This window comes from Acinetobacter sp. NCu2D-2 (assembly GCF_001647675.1).
GTDB lineage: Bacteria > Pseudomonadota > Gammaproteobacteria > Pseudomonadales > Moraxellaceae > Acinetobacter.
The window spans coordinates 2,504,072-2,516,091 of sequence record NZ_CP015594.1; the positions used below are offsets into that span (position 1 = coordinate 2,504,072).

Consider the following 12,020-nt stretch of genomic DNA (forward strand, 5'->3'; position numbering starts at 1 on the left):
CAATGTCATGTTCTGTATTTCAATCTATGTTTCATCTTTCATTTCAAAACTTTGTTTTATATAAATTTATTAAGATTTTTTTGGCAATACTGATGTTGTCTTTTGTAGCATGCTTGTAAGTTGTCAACTCACGTTCAATTTGGGTCTTTATATTAACTCAAGCATATCCAATATTCGGCAAAAATGACCGAATTATTCCTCTTTTTCTACACCATAACAATCAAAGATAAGGAAACTATTATGCGTTATGCAGATCCAAATACTGACGGTTCAAAAGTTCAATTCAAGCAGCAATACGAAAATTTTATTGGTGGCAAATGGGTGCCACCTGTCAAAGGTGAATACTTTGATAATATTTCACCTGTAGATGGTAAAGTGTTTACCAAAGTACCTCGCTCATCGGTAGAAGATATTGAATTGGCACTTGATGCTGCACACGCGGCAAAACAACAATGGAATTCATCTTCACCCACCACACGCTCTAATATTTTATTAAAAATAGCAGATCGTCTTGAGGAAAATCTTGAACTCCTCGCTGTCGCCGAAACATGGGATAACGGTAAACCCATTCGTGAAACTTTAGCTGCCGACATTCCACTCTGTATTGATCATTTCCGTTATTTTGCTGGCTGTATCCGCGCTCAGGAAGGCGGAATTTCAGAAATTGACGAAGACACGATTGCCTACCATTTCCATGAGCCTTTAGGCGTCGTCGGTCAGATTATTCCATGGAACTTCCCGATTTTAATGGCAGCATGGAAACTTGCACCTGCACTCGCAGCGGGTAACTGTATTGTACTGAAACCTGCTGAACAAACGCCTGTGAGTATTTTAGTCTTGGCGGAACTCATTCAAGACATCTTGCCACCGGGCGTGCTGAATATTGTTAATGGCTATGGGGTTGAAGTGGGTCGTCCACTGGCAACCAATCCACGCATTGCCAAAATTGCCTTTACCGGTTCAACTGCAGTGGGTCAGTTGATCATGCAATATGCCACTGAAAATATCATCCCTGTAACGCTAGAACTCGGCGGGAAGTCACCTAACTTGTTCTTTGAAGACATCATGGACAAAGAAGATGATTACCTAGATAAAGCCCTTGAAGGCTTTGCCATGTTCGCCCTCAACCAAGGTGAAATCTGTACCTGTCCATCACGTGCACTTGTACAAGAAAGTATTGCAGATAAATTTTTAGAACGTGCTGTAGAGCGTGTACAACGCATTAAAACAGGTCATCCACTAGATACGACAACCATGATTGGTGCACAAGCATCACAAGAGCAACAAGATAAAATTCTAGGTTGTATCGCGACAGGTCGTGAAGAAGGTGCTCAAGTGTTGACAGGTGGTGGCGAACGTCAGGAAGTCGGACAAGGCTTCTACATTGAGCCGACGATCTTTAAAGGCACCAATGACATGCGTACCTTCCAGGAAGAAATTTTTGGTCCTGTACTTGCGGTCACCACGTTTAAAGACTTTGATGATGCAATCAAAATTGCCAACGACACCATTTATGGTCTAGGTGCAGGGGTATGGTCACGTTCGGTACACACCTCATATCGAGCAGGTCGAGCAATTCAAGCCGGTCGGGTTTGGACCAACTGTTATCACATGTACCCTGCCCATGCAGCATTTGGTGGTTATAAAAAATCAGGCATTGGGCGTGAAAACCATAAAATGATGCTAGAGCATTATCAACAAACCAAAAACTTGCTGGTGAGCTACTCAACTAAGCCAGCAGGTTTCTTCTAAAATCCAATCCATATCAGAAGCGAACTTCGGTTCGCTTTTTTCTTTTCATTAATCATTGTACGTTTCAGACTAAATTTTGGATTTTTAGAATGATCCAAGTTCTAAATCTCAATCTTTTACATAATTTTAAACATGTTACAGCTTCTAATTTTCAAAATAATCAGCAGCTTATTTTTCTACTGCATAAGTATCTATATGTATATGATTTTCAACTGCTTAAAAAACAAACATAAAATAACGGCATTAAATTAAAGTCGGCTTTTAAAGCGTAGAAAGACTGTGTATAACAATGAACCATACAGGGAAATGGATAAGCATAAGCAAAATCGCTCAAAAAGCGTTAGACTATGCACCCAATAATGTCGTGACTCGATCTGTACAAGATCAAAAAAGAAGGTGAAGGTTGATGCCGCTCAATACCGTTGAAGAGCTCGTAGCAGATATCCGTGCAGGAAAAATGGTTATCCTTATGGATGATGAAGACCGCGAAAATGAAGGCGATCTTGTCATTGCTGCGACGCATGTACGCGCTGAAGACATTAACTTTATGATCACCCATGCTCGTGGTTTGGTATGTTTAACGCTTAGCAAAGAGCGCTGCCAACAGTTGAATCTTCCTTTAATGGTCGATGCCAACGGTGCACAACACGGTACCAACTTCACACTCTCAATTGAAGCGGCTCAAGGGATTTCAACAGGTATTTCTCCTGCAGAACGCGCACATACCATTCAAACTGCAGTCGCTGCACATGCAAAACCTGCTGACATTGTGCAACCGGGTCATATCTTCCCACTCATGGCACAGCCAGGTGGCGTGTTACACCGTGCAGGTCATACCGAAGCGGGCTGTGACTTATCCCGTCTTGCAGGTTTAGAACCCGCATCTGTGATTTGTGAAATCATCAATGAAGACGGTACGATGGCGCGTCGCCCTGACCTTGAAGTCTTTGCAGAAAAACATGGCTTAAAAATCGGTACGATTGCTGACCTCATTCATTACCGCATGACCAATGAACAAACGGTTGAACGTTTGGATCATCAAAAATTAGATACTGAATATGGTGTCTTTGATCTGTATCGTTACCGTGAGTTTGGCAACCCAGACATTCATTTGGCTTTAGTTAAAGGCGAGCCAAAAGATGGCGTGACTACTGTTCGCGTACATGGCTTCAATCCAACGCGTGATTTATTAAAACTCAATAAACAAGACGGCGAACCGGCTTGGAACTTAGACCGTGCGTTAAAAGAAGTTTCAAATAGCGAACGTGGTGTTCTGGTTTGGATCGGTCAACGTCATTTACAAGATTTAGGTCCTGCTTTAGATACCCTTAATGCACCAAAAAATGTAAAATCGAATGCTGCACTTTCTCAGCAGTATCAAACCATTGGTGTGGGTGCACAAATTTTACGTGATTTAGGCGTAGAAAAGATGAAGCTTTTAAGCTCTCCTTTACGTTTTAATGCACTTTCAGGTTTTAACTTAGAAGTGGTGGAATACATCACCGCACATCAAACATCAGAGAAATAATCGAGGTTGTTATGGCAGTTCGCCGTATTGAAGGTATGTTACATCTCGCGAACGAAGACCGTTATGCGATTTTAGTTGGTCGTTTTAACAGCTTTGTTGTTGAACATCTGTTAGAAGGTGCCGTTGATACATTGAAACGTCATGGTGTATCAGAGGATAATATCACTGTTGTTCACGCCCCTGGTGCTTGGGAACTCCCTATCGTTGCGAAAAAATTAGCTGCGACTGGTCGTTTTGATGCCATCATTGCGCTTGGTGCAGTGATTCGCGGTAGCACACCTCACTTCGATTTTGTTGCTGGCGAATGTGCCAAAGGTTTAGGCGTAGTTGGTCTAGACGCTGGCCTTCCAGTCATCAACGGTGTACTCACTACGGATAGTATTGAACAAGCGATTGAACGCTCTGGAACAAAAGCAGGTAATAAAGGTAGTGAAGCTGCCTTGACTGCTATTGAAATGGTAAACTTGTTAAAGGCTATTTAACGCTATGTCGCAAACACTTCAAGCAACTTATGCAGCAAAACGTAAAGCACGTCGCTTTGCTGTACAAGGAATTTATGAATGGCAAATGAGCCACAATCCAGTCCATGAGATTGAAGCACGTACACGTGTCGACAATGCCATGCACAAAGTGGATCTTAGCTATTATCATGAATTGTTGACCGAGGTGGTTGCCAATCATGAAGCATTGGATGCGCTCTTAATCCCTGTACTCGATCGTGATATTTCAGCACTTGATGGTGTTGAGCTTGCGACACTTCGTCTTGGCGCTTATGAATTGAAAGAACATCTTGAAATTCCATACCGCGTTGTACTTGATGAAGCTATCGAGTTAGCTAAACATTTCGGCGGTGCAGATAGCCACAAATACATCAACGGTGTATTAGATCGTTTAGCGACAACTTTACGTGCAGCAGAAAAACAACAAGCCAACTAATTTAAAGTCGAATTGTTGTAATGGCTGAGTTCTCGATTATCGATACCTATTTTAATCGACATACGTCTACGTCTGTCGATTTAGGTGTGGGTGATGACTCAGCCGTGCTCACTCCCCCGCCTCAGCAACAATTGGTGATTTGTGCCGATACTTTGGTTGCTGGACGACATTTCCCCTTAGATACAAACCCACATGCAATTGGCTGGAAATCTGTGGCTGTCAATTTATCTGACATTGCTGCCATGGGTGCTAAACCGCACAGTATTTTATTGGCATTGAGCCTACCCCAAATTGATCATGATTGGCTAAAAGGTTTCAGCCAAGGTCTCTATGATTGCTGCGATCAATTTGGTGTGCGCTTAATTGGTGGTGACACCACACAAAGTCCGCATTTGACCATCTCAGTGACCGCGCTGGGTTGGATTGACCAAGGACAGGCAATTACACGTGCTGGCGCTCAAGTTGGCGATTTGATTTGTGTATCAGGTACAGTGGGTGATGCTGCTTTTGGCTTGCAGCACCGAGGCCATGAATTACAAAAACGATTAGATTACCCCACCCCACGCTGTGAACTCGGACAACACCTTAAAGGCTTGGCCAACAGCATGATTGATGTGTCTGATGGCTTAGCGCAAGACCTTGGTCATATCTTGGCTGCATCCAAGGTCGGTGCGGAACTCTATTTAGAAAAACTCCCCCTAAGTCCTGCTTTGCAACAGCTTCCTGATCAGCAAAAATGGCATTATGCGCTTGCCGGTGGTGACGATTACGAACTTTGTTTTACCATTTCGCCTGATCACTATAAAATACTGAAACAGCAAACACCGCATGTAAATATAACAATGATTGGCACAATTAATAATACGAACACCTTGAGTCTGCTGCATCATCATGATTCAGTGGTGCTCGATTTGAATGGATATCAACATTTTGCATAAGCCTAAAATTAATTTTAAAGCCATGTCATGGCCAAATCGACTCATTGTCTTCTGTGGTGTAGGTTTTGGTTCAGGACTTTTACCGAAAGCACCCGGTACTTTCGGTTCTGCTTTTGCACTACTTTTTGTGCCGATTTGGCTTGCAATTGGTTTTTTCAACTCTATTTTAGCCATTGTACTGATGTCAATTCTTGGCATTTATATTTGTGGTCAAACTGCCAAAGTGATGGGCGTACACGATGATGGACGTATTGTTTGGGACGAGTTCGCCGGACAATCCATCACCTTTTTACCCATTTTGTATTTGGGTCAAATGAATGTCTGGTGGGTGATCATTGGTTTTGCCCTATTTCGTTTATTTGATGTTTGGAAACCATGGCCAATCCGTGTCATCGATCGTCAAGTCGGTGGTGGTTTTGGTATTATGTTTGACGATATTGTTGCCGGCATTTGGGCCGCCATCTGTATTGCCATCTACCTCTATATTTCAATGGCTTAAGCCAAGTTTCTAAGGTGTAATATGTCAACTTCTGTGATTATTCTTGCTGCAGGTAAAGGCACTCGAATGCGTTCGAGTTTACCCAAAGTGTTGCAGCCGCTCGCAGGACGCCCTCTACTCGCTCATGTCATTGAAACTACAAAACAATTAAATGCTGAAAATATCATTACTATTTATGGACATGGTGGTGATTTGGTTCAACAGGCCTTTGCACATGAACAGGTGCAATGGGTTGAGCAAAAAGAACAATTGGGGACAGGTCATGCGGTCAAAGTGACTTTACCTGTTCTACCACAAACAGGCGTATCTTTAATCTTATCAGGTGATGTTCCGTGTATTCGCCCTGCCACATTACAGCGTTTGCTCGATGTATCGACTGAAACCGGAATTGGTTTGGTCACATTAACCCTGCCAGATGCAACAGGTTATGGCCGTATTGTACGTAAGAATGGTGAGATTCAAGCCATTGTTGAGCATAAAGATGCATCAGATGAACAACGCCAGATTAAAGAAATTAACACCGGTATTTACTGCGTCAGCAATGCCAAATTGCACGAGTGGTTACCACGTTTAAGTAATCATAATGCACAGGGCGAATATTACCTGACTGACATCGTAGCCATGGCGCTTGCCGATGGCATGCAGGTGGTTTCTGTCGAACCTGAGCAAGCCTTTGAAGTAGACGGTGTCAATGACCGCGTACAGCTTGCAGCCTTAGAACGTCAATTCCAAACGGCTCAAGCCAAAGCATTGATGCAACAAGGTGTGCATTTGATTGATCCAAGTCGTTTTGACCTGCGTGGTACGCTTAAAGTCGGTCAGGATGTGCGTATTGATATTAATGTGATTATTGAAGGCGAGTGTGAACTCGGTGATGGCGTTGAAATTGGTGCAGGCTGTGTGCTTAAAAATACCAAAATTGCAGCGGGCACCAAAGTTCAGCCTTATAGCGTATTTGATAGCGCCATTGTCGGTGAAAATACGCAAATTGGTCCATTTGCCCGTCTACGTCCTGGTGCAAAATTGGCTGCCGAAGTTCACATTGGTAACTTTGTTGAAGTAAAAAATAGTACGATCGGTCACGGCTCAAAAGCCAATCACTTTACTTACCTGGGTGATGCAGAAGTTGGCTCAGGCTCAAATATTGGTGCTGGTACGATTACCTGTAACTACGATGGTGCCAATAAATTTAAAACCATTATTGGTGATCGTGCCTTTATTGGTTCAAACAGTTCATTGGTTGCCCCTGTTCAAATTGGCAACGGTGCAACTGTTGGTGCAGGCTCAACCATCACCCGTGATGTAGCAGAGAACAGTTTAGCGGTAGAACGTTCGAAGCAATTTGCCAAAGAAAATTATCAACGTCCGCAAAAGATCAAGAAATAAGAGGAAATCATCATGTGTGGTATCGTCGGTGGCGTTGCAGAACGTAATATCAGTACTATTCTGATTGAAGGCTTAAAACGCCTTGAATACCGTGGCTATGATTCAGCTGGTCTTGCACTCGTGAATGCAGAGCAAGTTCTACGTGAACGTCGTGTTGGTAAAGTGACCAACCTTGAACAAGCTGTCAATGCATCCAAAATCACAGGTTCACTTGGGATTGCGCACACCCGTTGGGCAACCCATGGTAAACCAACTGAAGCCAATGCCCACCCGCATATCTCTGGCAATGTAGCCGTAGTACATAACGGTATTATTGAAAATTATCAAGAACTTAAAGATGATCTTGAAGCTTTAGGTTATGTGTTTACCTCACAAACAGATACCGAAGTGGTTGCTCATTTGGTCAATCATGCACTGAAAAGCACACCAAGTTTACTTGAAGCCGTCAAACAAGTCGTGCCTCAACTCAAAGGTGCCTATGCACTTGGAATTGCGCATACCGACCATCCTGATGAATTGATTACGGTACGTGAAGGTTCGCCATTGGTGATTGGTGTTGGTATTGGTGAAAACTTTATTAGTTCAGACCAATTGGCGCTGTTACCGATCACCAACCGTTTTATTTACCTTGAAGAAGGTGATATTGCACGCTTAACCCGTAATAGCATTGAAGTTTTCGCGAATGGTCAACGTGTGGAACGTCCAATTAAAGAATTGGATGCTACGGTGAGCAATGCCTCAAAAGGCGAATATAAGCATTACATGCTGAAAGAAATTTACGAGCAGCCAGAAGCCATTAAACAAACCATTTCTCAAGCGTTAAATGGTAATGCACTGCGTGAAGATTTCTTGGCATCTGCAGTAACAGACTTTTCCAACATTCAACAAGTGCAAATTATTGCCTGTGGGACCAGCTACCACGCGGGTATGATTGCAAAATATTGGTTTGAACAACTGATTGATTTGCCGTGCCAAGTCGAAATTGCCAGCGAATTCCGTTATCGTACACCCGTCATTGTTAACAATACACTGTATGTGTGTATTTCTCAGTCTGGTGAAACAGCCGATACCTTAGCAGCACTTCGTGATACACAAAAACGTGCAGCTGCCAAAGGCTTAAATATCACCACCATGACCATTTGCAATGTCGCAACATCGTCAATGGTTCGTGAAACCAATCATAGCTTATTGACCCTTGCTGGCCCTGAAATTGGTGTGGCATCAACCAAAGCCTTTACCACTCAGCTTGCTGCGCTTATGTTGTTGATTTTAAAAATTGGTCAAATCAAACACACTATTTCAGAAGATGCCATTGCAAAAATTGTGGCTGAATTGTGGCATACGCCAAAAGTGATTTTGGATACACTGCAAAATAATGCTGAAATTTTGCGCCTGTCTGAATTGTTTGTTGAAAAACAGCACTGCTTGTTCTTAGGTCGCGGCACGCACTTCCCAATTGCGTTGGAAGGTGCATTGAAACTGAAAGAGATTTCATATATTCATGCCGAAGGTTATGCTGCTGGTGAACTGAAACATGGTCCATTAGCATTGGTTGATAACGATATGCCTGTAGTAATTTTGGCACCGAAGGATGACATGCTCGACAAGCTAAAATCCAATATGGAAGAAGTTCAAGCACGTGGCGGTGAACTTTTTGTCTTTGCCGATGAAAACAGCGGAATTAAAGCGAAAGACCGTCAACATGTGGTGAATGTCCCAACTGTTGATCCGGTATTGGCACCAATTGTGTATAGCATTCCAGTACAACTTCTTTCTTATCATGTTGCAGTTCTGCGAGGTACGGACGTTGACCAACCACGTAACCTTGCGAAATCTGTGACTGTTGAATAATTTTTTTGAGGCTGATCATTCAGCTGTATTTAGGTAATAAAGTATCACCCTAGGTAATATAGTTTCATCTTTAGCAATAAAGTATCATCTCATATTGATTAAAGATTGATCGCCTGCTATTCTGAATAAATAAAGAATAGCGGGCGATTTGTTATGGTTACAGAACATCAGCAGAAACGCTGGATCAAAGAAGGACGTGGTCAAGGCTATCTAAAAGATTATAAGCCATGGATTACTGTACGAGATGTTAGCTCAAAAGGTCGTTCTCACCGAGTTTTTGGCCATACAACGAAACGCACCCATCATTTATTATCTGATTTAGAACTTGCAATTTTTCTACTTTTAGACTGGAATCCGTTAATTACTGATATCAGAGAGCAGTTCCCCTTGCCTCTCAACACTACGCTCGAAATTTCAGAAGGAGCCCAAATATCTCACCCCAAAATTAAAGATACTCTACAAACTATAAGTTCAAGTTTTTATGTAAATAGTCAAAGTACTAACCAACCAAATTTTGTCATCCGAACTAAATACACAAATAGCTTAAAGGATGAGAGAATCATTGAAAAACTAGAGCTTGAGCGTAGATATTGGAAAAGTACAGATACACCTTGGTATATCCTTACAGAAAAAGAAATTCCTTCCGTTATTTTGAATAACATCAAATGGCTTTATCCAGCCATGAGAGAATCTAGTACTGAAATTTACAATCGTTTAAACGATTATATTCATATATTTACACAGTATCCTGAGCTCGACTTAATTACTTTAAGTAAAAAAATAGATCAAGTGTATAATTTAACGATTGGTACGTCTTTAGCTGAGCTCCGAGAACTGCTTGCTCAACGCTATTTTATTTTCGATATAACTAAAGACTATAAAAAGATTAAAGCCTCTGAGATCAAGTTAGGAAATTTTGAAATATGGGAGGAGATTCGCCATGTTTCGAATCAATAGTGTATATAAATTTCAAGGTAAAGATTACCGCATTCTTAAAATTATTCCTTCTCATATTATCTGGATTGATTTAAATCATCCTAATGCTAATCCCTCTATAATAAAAAAAGAAGAACTGATTACAGCCATAGAAGTAGGCGAAGCAGAAATAACCGATGATCCTTTTGCCGATATCTCCTTGATTAATGTGACAGAAGGCTCTGTACAGCAAAAAAAACGTGATATGGGAATGAACATTATAGATTTACTCATATCTAATGAGCATTTCTATGATCCATCTATTCGTTTTAGCCTTGTTAAAATAATTATTGAGCAGCATAAAACAACTCATCAAACCATTTATAGATTAGCACGTCGATACTGGCAACGAGGTCAAACACCAAATGCACTTATTCCCAGTTATAACAATTCTGGTGCTAAAGGTGTTAAACGTATTGCAAAAAATAAAAAACTAGGTAGGCCAAGAAAATATAGTGAAGGTGTTGGTGCATTAGTTGATCAGAATGTCGAGCGACTTTTCAGAATTAATATTAATAAATATATGTTAACGAAGGATAAATATTCTTTGAGTTATGCCTATCGTAAATTTTCTACGATGTATCATTCATTATTTCCAGATATTGCTGATAGCGAAATTCCGACCATCTGGCAATTTAAATATTTTTATGAGCGTGAGTTTCCAAAAGTAACTCAACTTACTGCTCGAACCAATCCAATTATCTATGCAAAAGACATCCGAGAGCTCCATTCAACTGTCAACACCCAAGTCCTAGGGCCAGGTTCTCGCTATGAAATTGATGCAACCATTGCTGATATTTATCTTGTATCAGATTCAGATCGTGCCTGTATTGTCGGAAGACCCACTATTTATTTAGTTGCTGACGTATTTAGTAGAATGGTGGTTGGTTTCTATATTGGATTTGAAAATGCCTCCTATGTAACTGCAATGCAAGCTCTACAAGTCGCCATGACAGATAAAGTTGAGTTATGCAAACAATATGGTTATGAAATTACATATGATGACTGGCCATGTATTGGATTACCCGATGCTATTTTAGCAGATCGAGGAGAATTATTAGGGCATCAGATTGAAGCTTTAGAATATAACTTTTCTATTCGTATCGAAAATACTGCACCTTATCGTGGAGATTTAAAACCAATTGTTGAACGTTATTTCAGAACTATTCAGACAAAATTTAAGCCTTTTGCTTCTGGTGTAGTACAACAGGTTAAAGAAAAAAAACGTGGGGGCTCTGACTACCGGTTAGATGCAACACTTACTATAACTGAATTTAAGCAGATCATTATTGGTTCAATACTTGCACATAATACATCACATCAATTGACAACTTATGATCGTGATATAGATATGCCTAGCGATTTGCCTTTAGTTCCTATTCATTTATGGAATTGGGGAATACAACATCGTGTGGGTCAGTTAAAACAAGTTTCTGAAAAAGCATTACGTGTTGCTTTATTACCTAAAATTAAAGCGACCTTGTCTGACCTTGGCCTAAAAATGTTTGGAGTATTTTATAATTGCCCTGAAATATATAAACAAGGCTGGATGCATCGTAAAAAATCTATTTCTCGTCCAGAATCATTTCAAGTGGCTTATGATCCAAGTAATGCAGAAATAATTTATGTGTTTTATCAGGAGCATAGTTTAGATTATTGGGAAGCTACACTTTCTCCAAGATCTAGAGAATTCATGGGCTGTAGTTTTTGGGAAGTTTGGCAGGTTCAACACGAACAAAAGAAAACAAAAGCCGCTCAAAATCTAAAAACCAATAGGTCTCAAGCAAACCTTGAAGAACATATTGAATCAATTATTGCTCGGGCAGATGCAAAAAAACCTTCTTCAACACTTAGTAAAAAAGAACGTTTAACTGATCTTCGTAAAAATAAACAAGCTGAAAAAGATAGTGAACGATTGAAACAGAGAAACAACAGCCAAAAATCGTCAAAATCTGCCTTTACGGTTCTAGACCACTCTGAACAGTCTTCAGAAAATCAAAGTAATATTATTCCTATGCCTAAGTCTAGACAATTTATAGATTTAGAAAATGATGAAGATTACAAACTACGTTTTGGCATTTATCAAGAGTTACTAGATGACCTTGGAGATTCTGGCGATGAAAATTGATATTCACTAAATTCAAATAAGCGGGAT

10 protein-coding genes are annotated in these 12,020 nt (G+C 40.7%); all 10 read left to right on the forward strand.

Going from position 1 to position 12,020, the window contains the following annotated elements; translation table 11 throughout:
* The first annotated feature begins 240 nt into the window (after positions 1–240).
* Entirely contained in the window at positions 241–1,752 is a 1,512-nt protein-coding gene (gene exaC / locus A3K93_RS12120; protein ID WP_067731438.1) for an acetaldehyde dehydrogenase ExaC, read from the forward strand.
* Positions 1,753–2,158: 406 nt separating this feature from the next.
* On the forward strand, positions 2,159–3,280 hold the full coding sequence (gene ribBA / locus A3K93_RS12125) for a bifunctional 3,4-dihydroxy-2-butanone-4-phosphate synthase/GTP cyclohydrolase II (protein WP_067731439.1): 1,122 nt from the start codon (positions 2,159–2,161) through the stop codon (positions 3,278–3,280).
* Between the two features lie 11 nt (positions 3,281–3,291).
* Positions 3,292–3,762, forward strand: a complete 471-nt coding sequence (ribH, locus tag A3K93_RS12130; protein WP_067731440.1) for a 6,7-dimethyl-8-ribityllumazine synthase — start codon at positions 3,292–3,294, stop codon at positions 3,760–3,762.
* 4 nt (positions 3,763–3,766) lie between these two features.
* A complete protein-coding gene (nusB, locus tag A3K93_RS12135; protein WP_067731441.1) occupies positions 3,767–4,216 on the forward strand; it encodes a transcription antitermination factor NusB in 450 nt (149 codons plus the stop codon).
* A 20-nt stretch (positions 4,217–4,236) separates the two neighbouring features.
* On the forward strand, positions 4,237–5,154 hold the full coding sequence (gene thiL / locus A3K93_RS12140) for a thiamine-phosphate kinase (protein WP_067731442.1): 918 nt from the start codon (positions 4,237–4,239) through the stop codon (positions 5,152–5,154).
* Positions 5,132–5,653 (forward strand): phosphatidylglycerophosphatase A family protein, encoded by a 522-nt coding sequence (locus tag A3K93_RS12145; protein ID WP_067731443.1) that lies wholly within the window; start codon positions 5,132–5,134, stop codon positions 5,651–5,653. The genes thiL and A3K93_RS12145 overlap by 23 nt, the downstream gene beginning before the upstream one ends.
* A 21-nt stretch (positions 5,654–5,674) precedes the next feature.
* Positions 5,675–7,039, forward strand: coding sequence for a bifunctional UDP-N-acetylglucosamine diphosphorylase/glucosamine-1-phosphate N-acetyltransferase GlmU (gene glmU / locus A3K93_RS12150; RefSeq protein ID WP_067731444.1), 1,365 nt, complete (start codon positions 5,675–5,677; stop codon positions 7,037–7,039).
* A 12-nt stretch (positions 7,040–7,051) separates the two neighbouring features.
* Positions 7,052–8,890 carry a glutamine--fructose-6-phosphate transaminase (isomerizing) gene (gene glmS / locus A3K93_RS12155; RefSeq protein ID WP_067731445.1) on the forward strand — a complete coding sequence of 613 codons (1,839 nt, stop codon included), beginning with the start codon at positions 7,052–7,054 and terminating at the stop codon, positions 8,888–8,890.
* A gap of 153 nt (positions 8,891–9,043) precedes the next feature.
* Positions 9,044–9,847 (forward strand): heteromeric transposase endonuclease subunit TnsA, encoded by an 804-nt coding sequence (locus A3K93_RS12160; RefSeq protein WP_067731446.1) that lies wholly within the window; start codon positions 9,044–9,046, stop codon positions 9,845–9,847.
* The gene (locus tag A3K93_RS12165) at positions 9,831–11,993 is read left to right on the forward strand and encodes a DDE-type integrase/transposase/recombinase (RefSeq protein ID WP_067731447.1); all 2,163 of its coding nucleotides are present in this window, start codon (positions 9,831–9,833) and stop codon (positions 11,991–11,993) included. Before A3K93_RS12160 ends, A3K93_RS12165 begins: the two co-directional genes overlap by 17 nt.
* Positions 11,994–12,020 lie beyond the last annotated feature (27 nt).

Coding starts and splice junctions, on each gene's coding strand:
- exaC (WP_067731438.1), top strand. CDS start 241: ATGCGTTATGCAGATCCAAATACTGACGGTTCAAAAGTTCAATTCAAG.
- ribBA (WP_067731439.1), top strand. CDS start 2,159: ATGCCGCTCAATACCGTTGAAGAGCTCGTAGCAGATATCCGTGCAGGA.
- ribH (WP_067731440.1), top strand. CDS start 3,292: ATGGCAGTTCGCCGTATTGAAGGTATGTTACATCTCGCGAACGAAGAC.
- nusB (WP_067731441.1), top strand. CDS start 3,767: ATGTCGCAAACACTTCAAGCAACTTATGCAGCAAAACGTAAAGCACGT.
- thiL (WP_067731442.1), top strand. CDS start 4,237: ATGGCTGAGTTCTCGATTATCGATACCTATTTTAATCGACATACGTCT.
- A3K93_RS12145 (WP_067731443.1), top strand. CDS start 5,132: ATGGATATCAACATTTTGCATAAGCCTAAAATTAATTTTAAAGCCATG.
- glmU (WP_067731444.1), top strand. CDS start 5,675: ATGTCAACTTCTGTGATTATTCTTGCTGCAGGTAAAGGCACTCGAATG.
- glmS (WP_067731445.1), top strand. CDS start 7,052: ATGTGTGGTATCGTCGGTGGCGTTGCAGAACGTAATATCAGTACTATT.
- A3K93_RS12160 (WP_067731446.1), top strand. CDS start 9,044: ATGGTTACAGAACATCAGCAGAAACGCTGGATCAAAGAAGGACGTGGT.
- A3K93_RS12165 (WP_067731447.1), top strand. CDS start 9,831: ATGTTTCGAATCAATAGTGTATATAAATTTCAAGGTAAAGATTACCGC.